Below are 21,066 nucleotides of genomic sequence, written 5' to 3'. Positions count from 1 at the left end.
TCCCGCGCCCGAGCCGCCCCCCGAGGACGTGCCCGTGACCTTCCCGGACGCGTCTGCCGCGCCCGCACCGCAGACAGGGTCGACCGCCGCCGACCAGGCCACGCCGCCCGTGGTCGCGCCTGCACTCCCTGCCGCCCCAGTCTCAGCCCAGCCTCCAGCGTCGGCCGGCTCCGCGCCTCCTGACCCGGCGCCCAGCCCTGCCCCGCTCGCCCCAGCGCCTGCGCCTGCGCCGACAACGGCTGAGCCGGCGACGACTGCGCCGACTGTGACCGAACCGACGACGTCTGCGCCGAAGACGCCCGGTGCGACGACTGCACCGACGACAACGGCGCCTGTCATGCCAGCCCCGGCCGCGACCACTCCCACCAGCCCGACGCCCGCTTCACCCCATGCCGGGCATGGTTCGATGGCCGGCCAGGGCGGCGAAGGGGGTGAAGGCGGTGAGGGAGGGGAGGGCGGCGTTCTCTTCGGTGCTTCGCCCGATGTCGCCTATGCCGGGCGGCTGATGCTCGTGCGCGGGCATCTCGCCGTCGGGATCGAGCTGGCGCGCGCCGGCGCTTGGGACGACGCGGTGGTGCATTTCCTCCACCCGCGCGAGGAAATCTACGAAGACCTCGCCCCCGAGCTCCGCCGCCGCCGCGTGCCGGGCTTGCTGCGCGAGCTGGACACGCTGGCCGCCCGGGTGCGCGCCAGGCGAGGCGGGCCGGGGCTGGAGAGTGCCTTTCGCCAGGCCGTGGCATCGGTGGACCGTGCCTTCACCGCCGGCCTGCCGCCGCGCGTGAGGAACTCGCCCGCCTTCACCGCCGAGGTCGCCGCCCGCGCACTCCGCTCCGCCGCTGCCGAGTACGAGGCGGCGATCGAGGAGGGCCGGTTCGCCAATGTGGTCGAGTACCAGGACGGCCGCGGCTTCCTGATCGAGGCCGATGCCTTCCTGAACCGCAACACCGCCGCCCTGCGCGGCGCGGCGGGCGGGCAGGCTGCCTGGGCCGAGGCGCAGGCCGCCCTGGCCGCGCTGCGCCCGGTCTGGCCGTCGGCGCGCCCGCCCGCCGCGCCGGTGCGGAGCGCGACCGAGGTGATTGCCCTCGTCTCGCGCTTCGAGCGGGCGGCCCTGGCCTGGCGGTGAGCCGGCGGCCTCTCGACGGGCTGCTGGCCGGGGCTCTGCTGCTTCTCGGGGCCGTCAGCCTTTCCGCGCTGGTGGTGCCCGCCGGTTCGGCCGATGCCGGATCGGCAGCCGAGAGCGCGGCCCTGCGCGCCTCCTATCGCCGCCCCGCCGAACCGCCGCCCACCCCGCTGGAGAACCCCTTCACCGCGGAAAAGGCGCAGCTCGGCCGGCGCCTGTTCTTCGATCCCTCGCTTTCAGCCTCCGGCGCCATGTCCTGCGCCACCTGCCACGAGCCGGCGCGCGGCTTCACCGACGGCCGCCGGCTGGCGCGCGGCCATGAGGGCCAGGACCTGCGCCGCCGCGCGCCCACCCTGTGGAACCTGGCCTGGGCACCCTTCCTGTTCTGGGACGGGCGCGTGGAGGGGCTGGAGGCGCAGGCCGAGGCCCCGATCGAGGCGCATGAGGAGATGGGCCAGCCGCTCGGCGCGCTCGTGGAGCGCATGGCCGGCGATGCCGGTTGGCGCGCCGCCTTTGCCGGCGCATTCCCGGGAGAGGCGACCCCGGTGACCCGAAACAACCTCGTCCGCGCGCTGGCCTCCTGGGAGCGCACGCTGGTTGCGCCGCGCACCCGCTTCGATGCCTGGGTGGAGGGAGAGGACGCCGCGCTGACCGCGCAGGAGCGCCGCGGCCTGTCCGTGTTCAACGGCCCGGCCGGCTGCGCGAACTGCCATGAGGGCTGGGCCTTCACCGACCACGCCTTCTACGACATCGGGCTGCCCGTGGGCGGCGCGCCGGATCTCGGCCGCGGCCCCGTGCTGGGTCTCGAGCGCGCCGATCACGCCTTCAAGACGCCGACGCTGCGCGAGGCCATGCGCCGCGCGCCCTACATGCATGACGGGTCGCTGCCCACGATAGAAGCGGTGCTGGACCACTATGCGGAGGGGGTGGTGGATCGCCCTACCCTGCCGCCGGAGTTGCCGCGCCGCCTGGCGCTCAGCACGGAGCAGCGGGCCGATCTGATCGCATTCCTCGGCACCCTGACCAGCCCGCCCGACACACCCCTGCCGGAAATGGCGACGCCGCCCGCGGCCATCCCGGCCGTCGTCGCGGCCGTTGCGCCCATGGCGCGTGTGCGCGTGTCCCAGCGCGGCCGACAGTTCACGCCGCTGCGTACGGCTGTGACCTTGGGAGGGGTGCTGGAGATCGCCAATGACGACAACACCGCGCACAACATCCGCATTGATTCGGCTGAGATGAAGCGCAACAGCGGCATCCAGGACCCTGGGCAGACGGTGACCTGGCCGATGACGACGGCCGGGCGGTTCGTGGCCTTCTGCGGGATCCATCCACGGATGCGGCTGGAGGTGACGGTGATGGCGCCGTGAACGCGGGGGAGAGGTGTCCCTCCGTGACGCTGATAAGCGGGTGTCACCGGCGCGCCCTCTAATCTGGCGGAAAAAGATGAGGGGTCCGGGGAAAAATCCTTCTCTCCGGCCTTTTCTCTACGCCGCCGCAGGGCCCACCATCAGGTCCCCACTGCCCAGGACGCACCCCCTTGCCCGACCAAGCCACCCTCGACCGCCTGCGCGCCGCCGTGGACAAGAACTTCGAGGCGCAGACCGCCTTCCTGGCCGATCTCGTCCGCTTTCCCAGCCTGCGCGGGCGCGAGGCGCCGCTGCAGGACTGGTTCGCGCGGCAGATGGCGGGGCGTGGCTACCAGGTGGATCGATACACCCTCGCCGATGTGCCGTTGGAGACGCATGAGAAGGCGGCGCCGATGGTGGATGTGGATCCCGCCGGTTCCGTGCAGGTGGTGGCCACGAAGCGCGCGAAGAATGCGGGCGGGCGCAGCCTGATCGTGCAGGGGCATATCGACGTGGTGCCGGAAGGCCCGGTGGAGATGTGGACGCATCCGCCCTATGCCGGCGTGGTGCGAGACGGCTGGCTTTATGGGCGCGGCGCGAATGACATGAAGGCGGGCGTGTCCGCCATGGTCTTCGCCATGGATGCGCTGCGCGATGCCGGGATCACGTCCGCCGGTGACATCCACCTGCAGACGGTGACGGAGGAGGAAAGCACGGGCAACGGCGCCCTCTCCACCCTGCTGCGCGGCTATCGCGCCGATGCCTGCCTCATTCCGGAGCCCACGGCCGGCACCATCACCCGCGCGCATACGGGCACACTGTGGTTCCGTATCCGCGTGCGCGGCGTGCCTGTGCATGTGGCGGTGGCGGACACCGGGACAAACGCCATTCTCTCGGTGATGCATCTGATCCAGGCGCTGCAGCAGCACACCGTTGAGCTGAACGAGCGCGCGAAGTCCGATCCGAACTTCGGTGGCAAGGTGACGAACCCGATCAAGTTCAACCCCGGCATTATCCGCGGCGGCGACTGGGCGTCCTCGACGCCGGCCTGGTGCGAGGTGGATTGCCGCATCGGCCTCACGCCCTCGATGGAGGTGGCGGAGGTGATGCGCGGGGTGGAGCGTGCGGTGGAAGCCGCGCGTGCGGGCGACAGCTTCCTCGCCAACAACCCGCCCGAGATCACCTGGCACGGCTTCCAGGCCGACGGCTATGTGCTTGAACCCGGGAGCGAGGCGGAGCGGATTCTGGCCGCTGCGCATCAGTCGGCCTTCGGCGGTGAGATGGAAGAGCGGCTGTCCACGGCCGTGAACGACACGCGCTACTACGGCCGGTACTACGCCATGCCCGCGCTCTGCTACGGCCCAGGCGGCGAGGGAAACCACGGTTTCGACGAGCGAACAGACCTGGAGTTGCTGAAGAAGACGACGCTCTCGATGGCGGCCTTCATTGTGGACTGGTGTGGCGTGGAGGAATGATGAGCACTCGCCTTGGTCTGCGCCCGAAAAGGCTTCTGCCTTTCCGATGGAGCCACGGAATGATACTGGAGTGTACTGTAGCGGTTGTTGGGGGCTGAGCATGAATACGTCGTCACAGGTGCGCTTCCTGGCAGCGGCACTCGCCGACCGTTTGATTTATGGATCCATGGAGACGTTCCACGGGGAGGAGGCGGTCGAACTCCTCGACCTGCTTCCCCGGCCGGGTCTGGGCGCACAACTCTTGGCATATCTCCCTGGCATTGAAATGAAGGGGACAATTCCCAGAGGCGGGGTCCGCGGCGCAGCTGCAGGTGGCCTTGGAAACGTTAGCTTCGATCAGGGGAGCCATTCCTTCGAGTTCGACTCAGCTGGGCGGCGGGTGGTACGGGCGGGGCAGTGGAAACTTACCCGGACGGCCAGCCTCATGGACCGTATCCGCCAGCGTGAAACCGTGAGCATCACGCAGGTGATGGGCGATGCGAAGGACGAGTTGGAAGCGCAGATCCTGTTCCAGGAACGCCGGCCGTCGATGATGAAGCGCAGCGTCTCTCATACAACGTTTTTCGGGCCCACAGCCGTTATCGTCACGACTTTCAAACCCTGGAAGACGCCTGTCTGGGGAGAGGATCGTGAAGCGTGGCGCTATGAAGCCAGTAACAGGACCAGATCTGCCGGGTGGCCCTGTTTGCAGATGTGATCTAATCCTGCTTGGTGCGGCCAGCATCATCGGTGATAGCACTCTGAAGTCGCTCGCCTTTTGATGGCAGCTACCGACTGGCCTTGAGCATCCCGGCTTCTCCTACGGAGTGTAGGGCGTCGGTGTACTCAGCACGCAATCGGGCAATCAAAGCTGCCGTCGGTTGTATGCCGTTGATAGCCCCGATCCCCTGGCCGGATCCCCAAACATCCTTCCACGGCTTCACGCGGGTAGAGGAAAAATCGATCTTCGAGGGATCCGCCGCCGGCAGCGCGTCCGGATCCAACCCCGCGCGCTCGATCGAGGCGCGCAGGTAGTTACCGCGCACCCCAGTGAACAGGTCGCTGTAGACGATGTCGCCGGCAGCACCTTCGACAATCATCGCCTTGTACGCCTCGGCCGCGCGCGCCTCCTCGGTGGCGATGAAGGCGCTGCCGATATAGGCGACATCCGCGCCCATCACCTGGGCCGCCAGAATAGCGCGCCCGGTCGCGATGGCGCCGGAAAGCGCGATCACCCCGTCGAACCAAGCCCGTGTCTCCTGAACCAACGCGAAGGGGGAGATGCTGCCGGCATGCCCGCCCGCACCGGCCGCGACGAGGACCAACCCGTCCGCTCCCTTCTCCACCGCCTTGCGCGCGAAGGTCTGGTTGATGACGTCGTGCAGCACGTAGCCGCCATAGGCGTGCACGGCCTCGTTCACCTCCGGCCGCGCGCCGAGCGAGGTGATGATGAGCGGCACGTGATGCTTCGCGCAGAGGGCGAGGTCGTGATCCAGCCGGTCGTTGGAGCGATGCACGATCAGGTTGATGGCAAAGGGTGCCGAGGGCCGGTCGGGATGCGCGGCGTCATGCGCGTCCAGCCGCTCCCGGATCTCGGCCAGCCAATCCTCCAGCTGCTCCGCAGGCCGGGCGTTCAGCGAGGGCATGCTGCCCACGACGCCGCTGGTGCATTGCGCCACCACCAGATCCGGCACGGAGATGATGAAGAGCGGCGAGGCGATCACCGGTAGGGAGAGCCGCTGCCGCAGCAGGTCGCGCAAGCTCATCGTGTTCTCTCCGGACATTTCGCCGAAGTCTACCGCCCTTCGCGCCGCCAGGCGATCACGGCCACCCCGAGCACCAGCAGCAGCGCCAGCCAGGGCGGAAGCAGCGGCAGGGCGGAGATGCCGGTGACGCTGTGGTCCTCCCGCCGCACCAGCCCGATCCAGCCCGGCCCGGCCGCATCGCGCTCCATGGAAACCCGGCGCAAATCGGGCAGGGCGGACCCGTCCCCGATCCAGCGCGCGGCACCGCCGGAGGCCTGGACCACCGCGCCCATCCGGCCGGCATCGGCACGCAGGTCCGCGACCTCGGGCGGGTTCGCGGCCTCGGCGGCGGCGAAGGCCGTGCGGGTGCCATCGGTTGCGGCCCACACCCCCGCGCGCGTCACGGGCATCTCCACCACGGCCCGCCCACCATCCCGCCGCTCCGGCGCGTGGCGGGACTGCGTGCCATCCGGCGCAGTGACCGTGATCTCGGGCGGCGGTGTGTCCGCGATGCTGCGGCGGGTGACCGTCAGCTGCCCCTGCGCGATGGCGGCGGTGAGGTCCTCCTCCTCCAGCTCCGGCTCGCGCATCAGCCAGTGCGCGATGCGCCGCAGCAACTCCGCCTGCGGCCCGCCGCCATCATGCCCGCGGGACCACAGCCAGATTTGATCCGACAGCAGCAGCGCCACCCGACCCTCGCCGACGCGGTCGAGCAGAAGAAGAGGATTGCCGTCGGGGCCATTCATCACATTGGCGCCGCTGCGCGCCTCGGCGCGCAGCATGCGGTACCAGCGGCCCCATCCGGCCTGCGCGGCGGCATTGGCATTGGCCCCGGTCAGCCCTTCCGTCACGGGATGGCGCAGCCCGGTCTCGCTCACCTGGGCGCGAAAGGCGCTCTCCAGCAGCGCCTGGCTTCCCGGCAAGGGCCGCGCCGGCAGCACGGCGCCGAGCGGGGTGTTGGCCAGGGAAGCCGGGCCGGTGAATTCCGGCCCCACCGACATCAGCAGCGCGCCGCCCTGGCGCACGTGTTCCGCGATGTTCCGCAGATATTGCGGCGGCAGGATGCCCCGGTTGGAGAAGCGGTCGAAGACGATCAGGTCGAATTCGCGCAGCTTCTGCTGGAACAGCTCGCGCACGGGGAAGGCGATCAGCGCCAGCTCGTTCAGCGGCGTCAGATCGTCCTTCTCCGGCGGGCGAAGAATGGTAAAGTGGACGAGATCGACATTCGGGTCCGCCTTCAGCAGCCGCCGCCAGGTGCGTTCGCCCGCATGCGGCTCCCCGCTCACGAGCAGCACGCGCAGCCGGTCGCGCACGCCGTTCACCGTGACGATGGCGCTGTTGTTGACAGTGCTGACCTCGCCGGGGCGCTCCTCGGCCGTGATCTCGATCACGCTCGGCCCGCCGCGCTCAATCGGAAGCGCGATCCGGTGTTCGCGCCCCGGCACCACGCTCTCCGTGCGCGGCGCGGCGCCGTCGCGGCGGATGGAGAGGCGCACGGGCGCGCCATTCGCCGGCGCGCCGAGATCCTCCACCACCAGCCGCAGCTCCACGCCGCGGCCGACGATGCCGAAGCCCGGCGCCTCGATGATGCGAAGCCGCCGGTCCACCTCCCCCGCGCGTCCGGGCAGCAGCAGGTGAACAGGCGCTTCCGCCGAGAAGTTGGCGGGCACGTCGTGCACCTGGCCGTCGCTCAATGCGATGATCCCGGCCAGCCGCGTGCGCGGGATGTCGACAAGCCCGCGCTCGATTGCGGCAAACAGCCGCGTGCCCTGGCGCCCGCCTTCCTCGGCGGTGACGGTGCGCAGCTCGAGATCGGGCAGCCGGCCCGCGCGCGCCTCAATCTGCGCGCGCGCGGCGGCGATGGCGGCCTCGCGCCCGGCCACGGTGGTGGAGGCGCTGTTGTCCACCGCCAGCAGTGCGATGTCCGGCCGCGTCTCGCGGGTCTGCTGCACCAGCCGCGGATTGGCGATGGCGCCGAGGATGAGCAGGAAGGCCAGCGCCCGCCACCAGGCCCCGCGCGCACGCCGCAGCAGCGCCGGCACCAGCGCCAGCACGGCGATCGTGGCCAGCACCACCAGCAGCCAGGCCGGCAGGATGGGCGCGAGGTCGATGGAGGTGAGGGAGCGCATCATCTAATTGCCCAACCTCTCCAGGATGGCCGGCACATGCACCTGGTCGCCCTTGTAGTTGCCGGTCAGCGCGTAGATCACGAGATTGACGCCGAAGCGGTAGGCCAGCACGCGCTGCCGCGTTCCCCCGGGCATCACGGCATAGGGGTTGGAGCCGCGCGCATCCACGGCCCAGGCCGCCGCCCAGTCATGCCCGCCGATGATCACGGGCGAGACGCTGTCATTCGCCCGGTCCGTGTCGCGCGCGATCCAGACGGGGCCGCCGGCATAACGGCCGGGCAGGTCGGGCAGCAGGTAGAAGGCACGCTTCAGCACATGGTCCTCGGGCAGGGGCGCCAGCGGCGGCACCTGCAGGTTGCGCGTCAGCCGACGCAGTGCGGCGTCGGCGCCGAGCGACACGCCCTCGCCCGAGCCCTCGTTGCGTGTGTCAAACAGGATGATGCCGCCGTTGCGCATGAAGGCGTTCAGCGCGGCCACGGCCTCTCCGCTCGGCGCCGGCGCATCGGGCAGCACCACCCAGTACAGCAGGGGGTAGAAGGAGAGATCGTCCTGCCCCGGCCGCAGTGGGACGGGATCGGCCAGCCCCGCGGCGGTGCGGCGGTTCACATAGTCTGACAGGCCGGCCAGGCCCTGACGCGAGACCTCATCCGCCTGCGCATCGCCCGTCACCACATAGGCCAACCGCGTGGCCAGCGCCGCAGCACCTTCCTGCGCAGAGGCCACCCCCGGCAGGATCAGCGCCAGCGCCACCGCCGCCGCGCGTGCCCGCAGCCCGAGGCCGCGGCTCTGCAGGGACAGCAGCAGGTCCGCCGCCATCAGCAGCAGCGCCGCCGCCAGCAGCCAGGGGCCGAGATCGCGCTCCGCCGGCACGCCGCCGATCCGCGTCTCCCGCGCGCCCGAGGGCGTCGGCGCGGCCGCGCGCGGCGGGGGCAGATGGGCGGAGAGGTTGAGCGCGCGGCGTTCCCCGCCCTCGGCCGCCGTGCCGTACCAGCCCGGAGGATGCCGCGGGTCGGGCATCGTGCCGTCGAGCCGCGCCGCGGTGATCGGCCCGGCGGCCGGCGGCGGGGCGCCGAGGCGGCCGTACCCGTCCAGCGTCTCGAGCGGCGCGAGCGGCGCCTCGCCCTCGCCGCCTGCAACCCCGGAGGAGAGGGCGACGACGCGGCGGAGCATGTCGATATACAGGCCCGAAAGCGGCAGGTCCGACCAATCCGCATTGGCGGTGACGTGGAACAGCACGATCCGCCCGGCGCCGCGGTTCTCGAAGGTGACCAGCGGCGTGCCGTCGGACAGCCGCGCCCAGCTCCGCTCCGCCAGCCGCGGCACCGGCTCGGCCAGCACCTGGGTGGAGACGGTCACCTCGGCGGGGGGCGTCAGCCCGGCGAAGGGGCTGCCCTCGGGGAAGGGGGCAAGGGTCTGCGGCCGTTCCCAGGACAGGGCGCTGCCGAGTGCGCGCTCGCCGGCGCGCAGCGGCACGGGCAGCAGGGAATCGCCGCGTTCGGCCAGGCGCGGGCCGGCAAAGCGCAGCAGAAGCCCGCCGCCCTCCACGAAGCGCGTCACCGCCTCCGTCTCCGGCCCATCGGCCAACGGCCGGTCGGCCAGAACCAGCACGGCGAGGCGGCGGGAGAGGAGTTGGTCCAGCGTCCCGCGCCGGATCTCGGCGGTGGGGGAGAGGGCGCGGTCGAGGTAGTAGAGCGAGCCGGTCAGCGGCGCGTCGGCCGCCTCCTCCTGCGCGGCCAGCAGGCCCACGGGGCGGCGGCGGTACCGCTCGTCCAGCAGCACCACGCCCGCGGCGCCGGGCGCATCCGATCCCGTGCCCTCCAGCAACAGCTGGGTGACGCTGTTGCGGACCTCCACCGGCAGCTCCAGCGCGCCCTCCGTCTCGGTGGCGCCGGCGGCGAGCGGCAGCACGGCGCGGCCGAGGGCGCGACCATCGCCGGTCATGGCCAGCACGGCCGCTTCGCCTGCCGGCCCACCCGGGGCGCGACGCAGGCCGAGAACGAGGCGATCCGCCTCCGCGCGCGGCGGCAGCAGCACGCGCGCCGAGCCCGGCGTGCCGCGCGCCACCTGCAGCGTGCCCGCTTCCGAAAGGGCTGCCATCAGCGTGGCGGCATCGTCGGCGCCATGGGCGAGGTCGTCGGTCACGTAGAGGCTGGCGAAGGCGCCGCCGCCCCAGCCACGCAGCGCGGCCAGGGCCGCCGCGCGATCCGGCGCCCAGGGCTGCGGCCGCAGGGCAGCGAGACGCGCGCGCGCCTCCTCGGCCGGCATCCAGCCGGTGGGGCGGGGCGGCTCGCCGGTCGGGGCGGGGGCGGTGGCCAGCAGCGCCACGCGACGGCCGGCGCGAGAGGCCGCGTCCAGCGCCGCCCCGGCTGCCGCCATCCGGTCCGGCCAATCCGTCGCCGAGGCCCAGCCATTGTCCACCACGACGAGAAGCGGCGCATCCGCGGCCTCCCCCTGGGCGGCGTTCCAGACCGGCCGCGCCAGGCCGAGCACGATCAAGGCCGCCGCCGCCAGGCGCAGCAGCAGCAGCCACCAGGGCGTGCGGGCAGGGGTCTCCTCCACCGCCGGCAGGTCGCGCAGGAAGCGGGCGGGCGGAAAGGCCTGCCGCCGCGGCGTGGGCGGGGTGACGCGCAGCAGCCAGTACAGCGCGGGCAGGGCGGCCAGCGCCACCAGCAGCCAGGGGGCGGCGAAGGAGAGTGCGCCCATCATAAAAGCCCTTCGTGGGGTCCGGTCCCACCCTGTCGGTTCATTTAACGCGCCCCCTGCGGGGCCAGCGCCTGCCACAACGCCATCAGCGCGGCCTCGGGCGGGTGGTCCGTGCGGTGCGACAGCACGCGGAAGCCGAGCGAGGCCGCGAGCGCCGAAAGCCCCTCGCGATGCGCGACCATCCGCTCCTCATACAGCGCCCGGATGCCCTCCACCCGCGGCACCAGCGCCGCATCCCCGCCATCCAGCGGCTCGAAGCGCACCCGGCCGCCATAGGGCAGGGTCTCCTCCGCCGGGTCGAGCAGCGCGACCAGCGTGGCCCGCGTCCCCGCGGCCGCGAGGGGGGCGAGGGCGGCGCGGGTCACCTCCAGCGGGGCCAGAAAATCGCCGAACAGCACCGCGCGGGTATGGCGGGGCAGGGCCTCGTCGGCGGGCGGGCCGGACTGGCCCCCCAGCTGCATGGCCAGCGCCGGCAGGGCACCGCGGCCCGAGATCCCGCGCCCGCCGCCGAGCAGCCGCACCCGCTCCCCGCCCCGCAGCAGGAGGGAGGAGAGCGCCAGCAGCAGCAGATCGGCCCTTTCCCGCTTCGTCGCCCGCCCGGGCGTGCCGGACCAGTCCATCCCCGGCGCGGAGTCCCGCCAAAGGGCGACGGTCTGGGCGGATTCCCACTCCGTCTCGCGCAGATACAGCCGGTCGGACTTCGCGCTCTGCCGCCAGTCCACGCGGCCGGCATCGTCGCCGGGCAGATAGGGGCGGAACTGCCAGAAGGCGTCACCAGGACCCGCGCGGCGGCGACCATGGACGCCCTGCATCACCGTCGCCGCTATGCGCTCGGCGGCCACCACCAGGGGCGGCAGCCGTGCGGCCGCCGCCTCGGCACGAAGGGAGAGTGGTCCCGCTTCAGCCAAGATCGGCCTTCAGCGCGCCGATCACCTCGGAAAGCCTGACGCCATCGGCGCGGGCGGCGAAGCCCAGCGCCATGCGGTGGCGCAGGATCGGCTCGGCCAGCGCCAGCACGTCCTCCACGCTGGGGGAGAGCCGCCCGTCCAGCACCGCCCGTGCCCGGGTGGCCAGCATCAGCGCCTGGGCCGCGCGGGGGCCGGGGCCCCAAGCCAGGTGCTGCTTCACCGCGGGCAGGGTGGCCGTATCCGGACGCGCACCGCGCACCAAGCGCAGGATGGCGTCCAGCACCGCCTCACCCACGGGCAAGCGGCGGATGAGGGTCTGGGCGGCGATCAGCTCATCGGCCCGCAGCGCCGCCTCGGGCCTTGCCTCGCGGGCGCCGGTGGTAGCGAGCAGCATGGCGCGCTCCGCCGCCTCGTCGGGGTAGCCGATCTCAATCTCAAGGAGAAAGCGGTCCAGCTGCGCTTCGGGCAGCGGGTAGGTGCCCTCCTGCTCGATCGGGTTCTGGGTGGCGAGAACATGGAAGGGAGCGGGCAGGTCCAGCACCTCGCCGCCCACCGCCACGCGCCGTTCCTGCATCGCCTGCAGCAGGGCGGACTGGGTGCGGGGGGAGGCGCGGTTGATCTCGTCGGCCATCAGCAGCTGGCAAAACACCGGCCCGCGCAGGAAGCGGAAGGCACGGCGGCCGCCCTCGGCCTCCTCCAGCACTTCCGAGCCCAGGATGTCGCTGGGCATGAGGTCCGGGGTGAACTGAACGCGGCGGGCATCCAGCCCCATCACCGTGCCCAGCGTCTCCACCAGCTTGGTCTTGCCCAGGCCGGGCACGCCCACCAGCAGCATGTGCCCGCCGGCCAGAAGGGTGACGAGCGCCTGCTCCACCACCTCCTCCTGGCCGAGGATCACCCGGCCGACCGCGGCCCGCACCCGGGACAGCCGGGCGGAGAGCGCCTCAGCCTCGGAAAGCAGCTTCTCGGCATCAACTGGCGCTTCCGTGATCCCGGGCCCTTCAACCATGCCTACTGCCTTTCCATATTGCCCGAAGGTAACGCCCGAGCCCGCCTCTCCCAGCAGATGGAGGCGGGAGAGGGGGATGGCGAGGGTAAGGCCCTTCGATGGCGCGGAGGAAGTCACATGGCGCTGGGGATGCATGACGTTACAGGCGGGGCGAAACCGGCTGCGCCGCCCATTTCGGGAGCGCTGGCGCGGGCGCCTCGAACCATCTGCGGCGACTTCCGCATGCGGATCGCGCGCGACGGATCCTGGCACTACCAGGGCAGCCCAATTGGCCGGAAGGAGCTGGTCTGCCTCTTCGCTTCCGTACTGAAGCGGGAGGCGGATGGCAGCTACTGGCTGGAAACCCCCGTCGAGCGCGGCCGGATCGAGGTGGAGGATGTCCCTTTCGTCGCGGTGGAGCTGACCTGGGGCCATTGCTGTGGGGAAGGGGCCTGCGACAGCGGCGCCACCCGCAAGCGCCCTGCCCGGCAGTGCCTGACCTTCCGCACCAATCTGGACGAGATGGTCACGGCCGATGAGAACCACCCTATCCGGGTGGAGATCGACCCCGTCACCCGCGAGCCCCGCCCCTATGTCACCGTCCGCCCCGGCCTTGAGGCCCGGATCAGCCGTCCGGTCTTCTATGAGCTCGTCGCGCTCGCCCAGCCCGAGACGGTGGATGGCCGCGAGGTGATGGGCGTGTGGAGCCAGGGCGTGTTCTTCACCATCGATGACAGCCCGGCCGAGGAGATCCCCGCCGAGGAATTCGACGACGAGGTGGCGTGACCGCCCCTCCCGCCGACGGCGTTCCCGCGGTTCTTGCAGCTGACCTGGATGCAGGCTTCAGCCCCGCCTGGGTGGAGGAGCGACTGTCGGACCCCGCCCGCCTCCTCCACGGCGCGGGGGACGCCCAGCCGCCGGAAGACATGCGCCGCTCCGCCGTGCTCGTGCCCATCCTGTTGCATGGCGCGCCCAGCGTTTTGCTGACCCTTCGTGCCGCCACGCTTTCGGCCCATGCCGGGCAGGTCGCCTTCCCCGGCGGGAGGATTGAGCCGGGCGAGACTCCCGAGGCCGCTGCCCTGCGCGAGGCCGCCGAGGAGGTGGGACTCGACCCCCGCCTGCCCCGGATCGCCGGCCGCCTGCCGTCGCTGATCACGGGAACTGGCTTCCATGTGGTTCCCGTCGTCGCCCTGCTGGACCCGCCGGTCACCCTCACCCCCGCGCCCGCCGAGGTAGCGGAGGTGTTCGAATACCCGCTCGCGCGCCTGCTGGATCCGGCCGGGCCGGAGAGGCGCAGCGGCGTCTTCGGCGGGCGGGAGCGGCATTACTGGGCCTGGCCGCACGAGACCCAGACCATCTGGGGCGCCACCGCAAGCATGCTGCGCAGTCTGGCTTTGGCACTGCGCGACTAGGCGGCGCGAGCCGGCCTTGTTCCACCGCCGCTTCGTACCCGGCCAGCCTGTCCCGCACGGCGGCATTCCCGGCATGCCGGCGCTTCAGCCGCGCCAGCTCCGCATCCGTGCCCCGGCAGTTGCGGCGGAGCTGCCGGGTGATCTCGGCCGCGCGGGCGGGATCCTCGGATTCCTCGCCGCGGAAATGGTCGCATCTGTCCCGCCGGGCGACGAAGGCGGCCACCTCAGGCGGCAAAGCCGACCCGGGCGGCCGGTCCGCCGCTTCCGACGTACTGGCCGCCAGCACAAGCGCGAGAAGGAAGAGGCGCGTGATCCAACGCATCCGGTATCTCCGATCCGGCCGGGAGATTGGGCCGCACATCGCAACGCCGCCAAGCCCGCGCCCCTACCGATGCCGCACGCGCGTCGGCATATAGGCGGGGCATGCCCTATCTCGCCGAGGCGATCCTCTTTCTCTCGCCCTTCGCCATCTACGCGCTCTGGCTGCGGTTCAATCCGGGCCGGGCCGTGGGGACGCATATGATCGCCCTCGCCCTGGTGGGGCTGGCCATCGGCATTGGCGGGGCGATTTTTTACGGGCTGTCGCGCGGGATGGAGCCGGGTTCTGCCTATGTGCCCCCGCGCGTGACGGCTGACGGGATCGAGCCCGGCCATTCCGCGCCGACCCGCCCTGCCCAGCCCTGGCCGCCCGGCCCGGTGCTCTCGCCCCCGCCGCCGCATGAGGGCCCGCCGCGCCGATGAGCGAGGCGGCCGACCCACCTGTCGGGCGCATCCCGCCGCCCACCTTCCTGGCCGATCGGGCACCTGCCGCCGTGCTCGCAGCCCTGCCCGGGGCGCGCGCGGTCGGCGGGGCGGTGCGCGATGCGCTGGCCGGCCGCGAGGTGGCCGACGTGGATGTGGCCGCGCCTTTCCCGCCGGAGGACATTGCTGCCCGGCTGGCCGCCGCCGGCCTGCGTGTCCACGAAACGGGACTGGCCCATGGCACCCTGACCGCGGTTCTGGACGGACAGCCCGTGGAGGTGACCAGTCTGCGCCGGGATCTGGTGACCGATGGACGCCACGCCGTGGTGGAATGGACCACCGACTGGCGCGAGGACGCGGCCCGGCGGGACTTCACGATGAACGCCCTCTCGCTCTCCGCCACCGGCGAGTTGTGGGATTATTTCGGGGGTCGCGCAGACCTTGAGGCCGGGCGGGTGCGCTTCGTCGGCGACCCCGCAACACGGCTGGCCGAGGACCATCTTCGTGCCCTGCGCTATTTCCGCTTCCAGGCCCGCTACGGCCGCGGCGCGCCCGACCCGGCGGCGGTGGCGGCCATCCGGTCCTCGGTGGGCAACCTCGCCCGGCTCTCGGCCGAGCGGGTCTGGATGGAGCTCAAGCGGCTGCTCCTGGCGCCGGACCCGGCGGAGGCCGTGGCGCTGATGGAGGAAACGGGCGTGCTTCCCGCGATCCTCGGCCCGGATTGCCTGGGCGCCGCGCGGCACCTGCGCGCCCTGGCCGAAATCGGCGCTCCGTCCGACCCGATGCTGCGCTTCGACGCGCTCCTTGCCCATGGCGCCGCCGAGGCCGCGCGGCGGCTGAAGGCCTCGAACGATGAGGTGCAGCGCCTGGTCGCGCGTTACCGCGCCGGGCACGACCTGCTGCCGTTGCAGCCCGCCATCGCGGAGGGCGGCCCGGATGACGATGCGCTGCGCCGCCTGCTGGCGGAGCAGCCCGCCGGTGCCTTGCTGGACGCCACCTGGCACCGGCAGGCGGTGAACCGCGCCTGGGGCTGGCAGGGGCCGGACGATGAGGCCTGGGCCCGGTTGCGCGATCGGTTGGCCGCCATGCCCGTGCCCGTCTTCCCCCTTCTCGGCCGCGACGCGCTCGCCCTGGGGGTAAAACCGGGGCCGGAGATGGGCCGGCTGCTGGCCGAGGCGCGCCGCTGGTGGCTGGAAGGTGGCTGCACCGCAGACGCGGAGGCCTGCCGCGCCCGATTGGCAGAGATGATGAAGCCCATTCACGGGAAGCCGCTTCCGGAAGGCTGACCGCTCGGGTTACGTCTGATTCATACCCGAATCGGAGCCACCGCCTTGTCCTCCAACCTAATCCTCTGGGCGCCGCGCGTGCTCTCGGTGCTGCGCATCGTCGCGGCGCTGATCTTCCTGCTGCACGGCACGCAGAAGCTGTTCGGCTTCCCGGCGCCGCCGGCGAACGGCCTGCCGCCGGTGATGTCGTTGTTCTGGATTGGCGCGATCCTGGAGCTGGTGGGCGGCCTACTGCTTCTGATCGGCGCCTTTACCCGCCCGGTGGCCTTCATCCTCTCCGGCGAGATGGCCGTGGCCTACTGGATGTTCCACGCGCCGCGGAACCTCTACCCCACGCTGAACGGGGGCGACGCGTCCATCCTGTACTGCTTCATCTTCCTCTACCTCGTCTTCGCCGGCCCGGGCCCGTGGAGCGTGGACGCCGCGCGCCGCCGCGCCTGACCCGGCGGCCGGGGAGGGACCCCCTTCCTCTCCCCGGCCTCTCTTCCCCGCCGGCCCTGGCCATGGGCCGGCAGTGGGAGTAACCGCCCGACCATGGCCTCCCCGTCCAAGCCGCGGCGCGTCGATCCCGATACGAGCCGCGCCCTCATCGCCCGCCTCTGGCGCGAGGAACTTCGGCATCATCCGCGCCGCATCCTCATCGCTCTGCTCTGCACCGGCCTCGTTGCCGCGCTCACCGCCCTGTATCCGGTGGTGATCCAGCAGGCCTTCGACCTCTTCACCGCGAACGACCAGCGGATCGTCTGGGCCATCCCGCCCGCCATCGTCCTGCTCACCGTCGCCAAAGCATTGGCCCAGTACGGCCAGGCGGTCTCGATCCAGTCTACGGTGCTGCGTGTGATCGAGGGCCTGCAGAACCGTCTGTTCCACGCCCTCACCCGCGCCGACTTCGCGATGGTGTCGCGCGAGGCCCCCGCCCGCCACGCCGCCCGTTTCACCGCCGATGCCGCCGCCATCCGCGAAGCGCTGACCAAGGCCATCAACGCCATCGCCGACGTGCTGACGGTGGTGGGGCTCGTCGGCTCCATGGTCTGGCTGGACTGGCGGATGTCGCTCGTCGCCGCGCTGCTCTACCCGGTGGCGGTGGTGCCGATCCTGCGGCTTGGCAAGCGAATCCGCCGCGCCTCGGGCGGCATGCAGGAGCGGGTGGGCGAAGCCGCCGCCGCGCTGACCGAGAGCTTCGCCGCCGCCCGCGTGGTGCGCTCCTACCGGCTGGAGGAGGCGGAGGAGGGCCGGGCGGCGAAGCTGTTCGCCAACCTGCGCGCCAGCCTTCTCTCCATCGCCCGGACGCGGGCGAGCCTCGACCCGATGCTGGAGGCGATCGGGGGCGTCGCCGTGGCGGCGATCCTGGCGATCGTCGGCTGGCGGGTCTCGCAGGGCGAGGGGACGGTGGGCGAGTTCACCGGCTTCGTCGCCGCGCTGCTGATCGCCGCCCGCCCCGTGCGCGCGCTGGGCAGCCTGAACGCGGCTTTGCAGGAAGGCCTGGCCGGGCTCGCGCGGGTCAATGCCGTGATCGACGCGCCGCGTGCCATCGCCGCCCCGCCCGGCGCGCCCGCCCTGCCGGACGGTGCAGGCCGCGTGGCTTTCGAGAATGTGCATTTCTCCTATGAGGACGACCGCGCCGCGCTCCACGGCGTGAGCTTCCTGGCCGAACCCGGGCGCACCCTTGCCCTCGTCGGCCCCTCCGGCGCCGGCAAGTCCACCGCGCTGGCCCTGGTGCCGCGCCTGTATGACGCGACCGCCGGCCGGGTGACTCTGGACGGGGCGGATGTGCGCGGCGTGTCGCTGGAGAGCCTGCGCGACGCCATCGCCTATGTCGGCCAGGACGCCACGGTGTTTGACGACACCGCGCTGGCCAACATCGCATGCGGCCGCCCCGGTGCTACCCGCGCCCAGGTGGAGGAGGCGGCCCGTGCCGCCGCCGCGCACGACTTCATCACCGCATTGCCCCAGGGCTACGACACCGTGCTCGGCCCGGGCGGCGCGCGGCTTTCGGGCGGGCAGCGGCAGCGCATTTCCCTCGCCCGAGCGCTGCTGCGCAACCCGCGCGTGCTCCTTCTGGACGAGGCGACGAGCGCGCTCGACACTGCTAGCGAGGCCGCCGTGCAGTCCGCCCTCGCCGCGCTGCGCGCCGGGCGGACGACGCTGGTGGTCGCGCACCGCCTCTCCACCGTGCGCGATGCCGATCTGATTGTGGTGCTGGAAGGCGGCCGCGTTGCGGAATCCGGCACGCATGATGCCCTTCTGGCCCGAGGTGGCGCCTATGCCGGGCTGGTGCGCGCCCAGGCTTTCACCGTGACGGAGACCGCATGACCCCCAGCCTCATCCGCGCCGCATCGCTCACCCCGCGCCCCTGGCCGAACGGGCTGGGCATCACGCGCGACGTTGCCGGGAGCGATGGCGAAGGGATGGGCTGGCTGATCAGCATCGCCGACCTGACCGGCGAGGCCGCCTTCTCGTACTTCCCCGGGGTGGACCGGATCTTCACCCTGATCGAGGGGGCCGGCGCGACGCTGACCGTCGACGGGATCGTCCTGCCCTGCCGTCCCTTCGTGCCCTCGCTGTTCCCCGGCGACCGGCCGACGCATTACGTCCCGCAAGGTGGTCCCGCACGCGCCTTCAACGTCTTCACCGCGCGGGAGGCCTTCGAGGCGCAGGTTTTCGTGCAGGCCATTTCCGCGAACCATCCCGCACCCAGCGGAGGGAAGACCCTGGCCGTCCATTGCGCCGAGGGCGTGCTGGCTATCGGCGATGCGCGGCTGGAGGCTGGCGATACGCTGCTCCACCCGGGCGACGCGCCCATCGAAGCCGCTGGGGCAGCAGCCATCGCCATCATCGTCGCATTGCGCCCTGCCAACCCGCGGACCAGCGCACTCCCACAAGAATAGAAGGGGGGCCGGGGGATACCTCCCCCCGGCCTTGCCTCACTCCCGCCGCAACACCCCATCCACCAGCCGGTCCGCCCAGGGCCGGCTCTGGAAATCCGCCCGCAGCGCGGCCTCGTCGTACTCGTCCCGAACCCAGTCCAGGAAGGGCAGCCGCCCCTCGGCCTTTTGCGCGTAGAGGCGGAAGAAGGCGTCCAGGATGCCGGTGCGGGAGGCGCTGACATGACCGTGCCGCCAGTGCAGCTGATCCAGCGCCTGCGCGCTCGTCCCGCCTTCCAGCAGAAGGAAGATTCCCGCCGCCAGGCCAGTGCGATCCGCGCCGGATTTGCAGTGAAGAAGAGCGGGCTCGGCCATATCGGCCAGGATGCCCGCCAAGCGCAGGATGCGGTCGCGGTGCGGGGCGCCGCGGCTCTCGAAGGGCGCATCGATATGGGTGAGGCCGAGCCTGTAAGCTTCGGCACGGGAGAGGGCATCGGAGCCGCAGCTCACCCGCTCTCCGCGGAGGTTGATCACCGTTTTTAGCCCGAAGCGCTGGGAGGCATCGCGCAGCTGCCAGGGGGAGGGGTGGTTCGAGCGGTACAGTCGCCCCGGCGCCACCACGCCCCAGTTGCGCCAGCCCTGGCGAAGGACGGCATGGTCCACGAACAGGCTGTTCATCAGTGCGGCCCGGCGTCCGGCTGGCGTTGTAAGGTCCTGGGCGGCGCGGGCGGGCATGGGCGGGAGATAGGGCGGGAAGGGGGGCAGGGGCAACGGCGGGTGAAACATGCCTGGGTACATTCCCTTGGGGGAAACGTCCGTCGTCGCCGCGGCGTTAACCATCCTCCACGGAAGAGTTGAGGAGGCTTGCCATGTCCAAGGCCCATATGCCGCCCGTCCCGCCCGCCAACCAGGCTCCGCACGGCGGCAACAACCCTGGCGAGGGTGAGGTCAATCCGAAGGACGCCCGCAACACCGCCGAGAACCGCGGCAAGTTCGACCCGGGCCAGCAGGGCCAGCAGGGGAACACCGGGATCAACACCCACCACCAGGGTTATCAGCAGGATCGTTGAATCATGGTCAAGGGAACCGAGGACAAGAACAACTCCGCCGGCGGTCCGGGGAGCAGCCACCAGGGTGGCAGCCACGGCGAGGCGCATCGGGAGAAGGGCAAGACACAGCCCGGCCCAGCCACGAACAGCGCCAAGAGCCAGGTCTCGGGTGGTGGTGGCGAGCTTGACAGCCACCACACGCACGATCCCGAGCTGAAGGGCGATCGTACCGGCAACTGAGCCGGAAGGCGGCCGGGGCGGCAGTACCGCCCCGGTTCTTCCCTAATCCGCCCGTGCGCCGGTGAGGCGAACCGCCTCCTGCCACATCGGCCGCTCGCGCTTGCCACGCTCCGCCGCCCCTTCCGGAGTGGACCAGAGCAGTTTGGTCCCGGCCTGGAGCGCGCGCCGCTGCATTGCCGGATCCTCCGCCACCGATTTCAGTGCGGCGTTCAGCCGGTCCACGACAGGGCGCGGGGTGGCTGCTGGCGCTACCATGGCGGCCCAGGAGGTGATGACGAAATCGGGCATCCCGGCTTCCGCCATGGTGGGGATGTCCGGCAAGCTCGGCCAGCGCGCGGCGTCGGTCACCGCGAAGGCCCGCATCCGTCCTTCCTGTATGATGGGGATGTAGGAGGCCAGGTTGTCGATCGCGCAGGTGAGGTCGCCCGAGAGCATGGCCGGGATGATCTGCGCCGCGCCGCGGAAGGGCACGTGCTCGGCGTTCAGCTTCAGTCGATGGGTGAAGAGGGCGCCGGAGAGATGCGCCGTGGTGCCCACGCCCGGGCTGCCATAGCTGATCCCCTGCGGCCGCTCCCGCGTCCAGGCGATAAATTCCTGCAGGGTCTTCGCCGGGCAGTGCTGGCTGCTGACGATGACGACGTTCGGTAGCTCATAGGTGAGGGCGACGGCGACGAAGTCGCGGTCGATCTCCCAGGGCATGCGGGAATAAAGGAACTGGTTGATCGAGAACTGCCCGATCGTGGCCATGCCCAGGGTATAGCCGTCGGCGGGCGCTTTCGCGATCGCGTCCATCCCGATATTGCCGCCGGCGCCCGGGCGGTTCTCGATGACGAAGTTCTGGCCAAGCTTCTGTTGAAGCTGCTCGGCGTAGATCCTGGTCATCACGTCCGTGGAACCGGCGGGAGGAAAGGGGACGATCACCCGGACCTGGCGGTTGGGCCACTCTCCGGATTGGGCGCCGGATTGGGCACCGGACTGGGCGAAAGCCGGGCGGATGAAGGGCAGGGCAAGTCCTGCCCCGAGAAGGGGACGGCGCGCGATCATGGAAGCTCCCGTGCTTTATTGTTATGGCCAGCTTGCC

Annotated in this window: 20 protein-coding genes; 13 read left to right on the top strand and 7 right to left on the bottom strand. The window is 71.6% G+C overall.

Features of this window, described 5'->3' with window-relative positions:
• Window positions 1-337: 337 nt before the first annotated feature.
• From ACVBD7_RS15360 to ACVBD7_RS15345, 4 genes are all read left to right on the top strand, one after another.
• Window positions 338-1,123, top strand: coding sequence for a hypothetical protein (locus ACVBD7_RS15360; RefSeq protein ID WP_458094103.1), 786 nt, complete (start codon window positions 338-340; stop codon window positions 1,121-1,123).
• The gene (locus tag ACVBD7_RS15355; RefSeq protein WP_458094102.1) at window positions 1,120-2,487 is read left to right on the top strand and encodes a cytochrome c peroxidase; all 1,368 of its coding nucleotides are present in this window, start codon (window positions 1,120-1,122) and stop codon (window positions 2,485-2,487) included. Before ACVBD7_RS15360 ends, ACVBD7_RS15355 begins: the two co-directional genes overlap by 4 nt.
• 170 nt (window positions 2,488-2,657) lie before the next feature.
• Entirely contained in the window at window positions 2,658-3,941 is a 1,284-nt protein-coding gene (locus ACVBD7_RS15350) for an ArgE/DapE family deacylase (protein ID WP_458094101.1), read from the top strand.
• Between the two features lie 100 nt (window positions 3,942-4,041).
• Complete coding sequence (locus tag ACVBD7_RS15345) at window positions 4,042-4,638, top strand: hypothetical protein (protein ID WP_458094100.1); 597 nt, start codon at window positions 4,042-4,044, stop codon at window positions 4,636-4,638.
• Window positions 4,639-4,708: 70 nt separating this feature from the next.
• Here the strand turns inward: ACVBD7_RS15345 and ACVBD7_RS15340 are convergent, their stop codons facing one another.
• From ACVBD7_RS15340 to ACVBD7_RS15320, 5 genes are read right to left on the bottom strand one after another with little or no spacing between them, the layout of a single operon-like run.
• On the bottom strand, window positions 4,709-5,686 hold the full coding sequence (locus ACVBD7_RS15340; protein ID WP_458094099.1) for an NAD(P)H-dependent flavin oxidoreductase: 978 nt from the start codon (window positions 5,684-5,686) through the stop codon (window positions 4,709-4,711).
• 29 nt (window positions 5,687-5,715) lie between these two features.
• Entirely contained in the window at window positions 5,716-7,797 is a 2,082-nt protein-coding gene (locus tag ACVBD7_RS15335; RefSeq protein WP_458094098.1) for a hypothetical protein, read from the bottom strand.
• Window positions 7,798-10,500, bottom strand: coding sequence for a DUF4159 domain-containing protein (locus ACVBD7_RS15330; protein ID WP_458094097.1), 2,703 nt, complete (start codon window positions 10,498-10,500; stop codon window positions 7,798-7,800).
• Between the two features lie 41 nt (window positions 10,501-10,541).
• Window positions 10,542-11,405: a DUF58 domain-containing protein gene (locus ACVBD7_RS15325; RefSeq protein WP_458094096.1), complete on the bottom strand. Its 864-nt coding sequence runs from the start codon at window positions 11,403-11,405 to the stop codon at window positions 10,542-10,544.
• Window positions 11,398-12,414: an AAA family ATPase gene (locus ACVBD7_RS15320; RefSeq protein ID WP_458094095.1), complete on the bottom strand. Its 1,017-nt coding sequence runs from the start codon at window positions 12,412-12,414 to the stop codon at window positions 11,398-11,400. Before ACVBD7_RS15320 ends, ACVBD7_RS15325 begins: the two co-directional genes overlap by 8 nt.
• 117 nt (window positions 12,415-12,531) lie before the next feature.
• Between ACVBD7_RS15320 and ACVBD7_RS15315 the strand changes: the two genes are divergently transcribed.
• From ACVBD7_RS15315 to ACVBD7_RS15285, 7 genes are all read left to right on the top strand, one after another.
• Window positions 12,532-13,179 carry a DUF1285 domain-containing protein gene (locus tag ACVBD7_RS15315; RefSeq protein WP_458094094.1) on the top strand — a complete coding sequence of 216 codons (648 nt, stop codon included), beginning with the start codon at window positions 12,532-12,534 and terminating at the stop codon, window positions 13,177-13,179.
• The gene (locus ACVBD7_RS15310; RefSeq protein WP_458094093.1) at window positions 13,176-13,805 is read left to right on the top strand and encodes a CoA pyrophosphatase; all 630 of its coding nucleotides are present in this window, start codon (window positions 13,176-13,178) and stop codon (window positions 13,803-13,805) included. The genes ACVBD7_RS15315 and ACVBD7_RS15310 overlap by 4 nt, the downstream gene beginning before the upstream one ends.
• 423 nt (window positions 13,806-14,228) lie before the next feature.
• The gene (locus tag ACVBD7_RS15305; RefSeq protein WP_458094092.1) at window positions 14,229-14,546 is read left to right on the top strand and encodes a hypothetical protein; all 318 of its coding nucleotides are present in this window, start codon (window positions 14,229-14,231) and stop codon (window positions 14,544-14,546) included.
• Window positions 14,543-15,832, top strand: a complete 1,290-nt coding sequence (locus ACVBD7_RS15300; RefSeq protein ID WP_458094091.1) for a CCA tRNA nucleotidyltransferase — start codon at window positions 14,543-14,545, stop codon at window positions 15,830-15,832. The genes ACVBD7_RS15305 and ACVBD7_RS15300 overlap by 4 nt, the downstream gene beginning before the upstream one ends.
• A gap of 45 nt (window positions 15,833-15,877) precedes the next feature.
• Window positions 15,878-16,273 carry a DoxX family protein gene (locus tag ACVBD7_RS15295; RefSeq protein ID WP_458094090.1) on the top strand — a complete coding sequence of 132 codons (396 nt, stop codon included), beginning with the start codon at window positions 15,878-15,880 and terminating at the stop codon, window positions 16,271-16,273.
• Between the two features lie 93 nt (window positions 16,274-16,366).
• On the top strand, window positions 16,367-18,145 hold the full coding sequence (locus tag ACVBD7_RS15290) for an ABC transporter ATP-binding protein (RefSeq protein ID WP_458094089.1): 1,779 nt from the start codon (window positions 16,367-16,369) through the stop codon (window positions 18,143-18,145).
• Entirely contained in the window at window positions 18,142-18,720 is a 579-nt protein-coding gene (locus ACVBD7_RS15285; RefSeq protein ID WP_458094088.1) for a HutD/Ves family protein, read from the top strand. The genes ACVBD7_RS15290 and ACVBD7_RS15285 overlap by 4 nt, the downstream gene beginning before the upstream one ends.
• Window positions 18,721-18,756: 36 nt before the next feature.
• Here the strand turns inward: ACVBD7_RS15285 and ACVBD7_RS15280 are convergent, their stop codons facing one another.
• Window positions 18,757-19,431: a tyrosine-protein phosphatase gene (locus tag ACVBD7_RS15280; RefSeq protein ID WP_458097711.1), complete on the bottom strand. Its 675-nt coding sequence runs from the start codon at window positions 19,429-19,431 to the stop codon at window positions 18,757-18,759.
• 134 nt (window positions 19,432-19,565) lie between these two features.
• On the opposite strand from ACVBD7_RS15280, the gene ACVBD7_RS15275 reads away from it, so the two are divergent.
• Window positions 19,566-19,766: a hypothetical protein gene (locus tag ACVBD7_RS15275; protein WP_458094087.1), complete on the top strand. Its 201-nt coding sequence runs from the start codon at window positions 19,566-19,568 to the stop codon at window positions 19,764-19,766.
• Window positions 19,767-19,769: 3 nt separating this feature from the next.
• The gene (locus ACVBD7_RS15270; RefSeq protein WP_458094086.1) at window positions 19,770-19,985 is read left to right on the top strand and encodes a hypothetical protein; all 216 of its coding nucleotides are present in this window, start codon (window positions 19,770-19,772) and stop codon (window positions 19,983-19,985) included.
• Window positions 19,986-20,027: 42 nt separating this feature from the next.
• Here ACVBD7_RS15270 and ACVBD7_RS15265 read toward each other — a convergent pair whose 3' ends face one another.
• Window positions 20,028-21,029 carry a Bug family tripartite tricarboxylate transporter substrate binding protein gene (locus ACVBD7_RS15265; protein WP_458094085.1) on the bottom strand — a complete coding sequence of 334 codons (1,002 nt, stop codon included), beginning with the start codon at window positions 21,027-21,029 and terminating at the stop codon, window positions 20,028-20,030.
• Window positions 21,030-21,066 lie beyond the last annotated feature (37 nt).

The organism is Roseomonas sp. WA12 (assembly GCF_054165765.1).
Note: the sequence above shows the minus strand (reverse complement) of the source record. Positions and strands in the feature narration are given on the sequence as shown.

Excerpts from the sequence above, each read along its gene's own strand:
- ACVBD7_RS15360 (WP_458094103.1), top strand. The coding sequence starts at position 338 with ATGCCAGCCCCGGCCGCGACCACTCCCACCAGCCCGACGCCCGCTTCA.
- ACVBD7_RS15345 (WP_458094100.1), top strand. The coding sequence starts at position 4,042 with ATGAATACGTCGTCACAGGTGCGCTTCCTGGCAGCGGCACTCGCCGAC.
- ACVBD7_RS15340 (WP_458094099.1), bottom strand. The coding sequence starts at position 5,686 with ATGAGCTTGCGCGACCTGCTGCGGCAGCGGCTCTCCCTACCGGTGATC.
- ACVBD7_RS15335 (WP_458094098.1), bottom strand. The coding sequence starts at position 7,797 with ATGATGCGCTCCCTCACCTCCATCGACCTCGCGCCCATCCTGCCGGCC.
- ACVBD7_RS15330 (WP_458094097.1), bottom strand. The coding sequence starts at position 10,500 with ATGATGGGCGCACTCTCCTTCGCCGCCCCCTGGCTGCTGGTGGCGCTG.
- ACVBD7_RS15320 (WP_458094095.1), bottom strand. The coding sequence starts at position 12,414 with ATGGTTGAAGGGCCCGGGATCACGGAAGCGCCAGTTGATGCCGAGAAG.
- ACVBD7_RS15315 (WP_458094094.1), top strand. The coding sequence starts at position 12,532 with ATGGCGCTGGGGATGCATGACGTTACAGGCGGGGCGAAACCGGCTGCG.
- ACVBD7_RS15305 (WP_458094092.1), top strand. The coding sequence starts at position 14,229 with ATGCCCTATCTCGCCGAGGCGATCCTCTTTCTCTCGCCCTTCGCCATC.
- ACVBD7_RS15300 (WP_458094091.1), top strand. The coding sequence starts at position 14,543 with ATGAGCGAGGCGGCCGACCCACCTGTCGGGCGCATCCCGCCGCCCACC.
- ACVBD7_RS15290 (WP_458094089.1), top strand. The coding sequence starts at position 16,367 with ATGGCCTCCCCGTCCAAGCCGCGGCGCGTCGATCCCGATACGAGCCGC.
- ACVBD7_RS15285 (WP_458094088.1), top strand. The coding sequence starts at position 18,142 with ATGACCCCCAGCCTCATCCGCGCCGCATCGCTCACCCCGCGCCCCTGG.
- ACVBD7_RS15280 (WP_458097711.1), bottom strand. The coding sequence starts at position 19,431 with ATGCCCGCCCGCGCCGCCCAGGACCTTACAACGCCAGCCGGACGCCGG.
- ACVBD7_RS15275 (WP_458094087.1), top strand. The coding sequence starts at position 19,566 with ATGTCCAAGGCCCATATGCCGCCCGTCCCGCCCGCCAACCAGGCTCCG.
- ACVBD7_RS15270 (WP_458094086.1), top strand. The coding sequence starts at position 19,770 with ATGGTCAAGGGAACCGAGGACAAGAACAACTCCGCCGGCGGTCCGGGG.
- ACVBD7_RS15265 (WP_458094085.1), bottom strand. The coding sequence starts at position 21,029 with ATGATCGCGCGCCGTCCCCTTCTCGGGGCAGGACTTGCCCTGCCCTTC.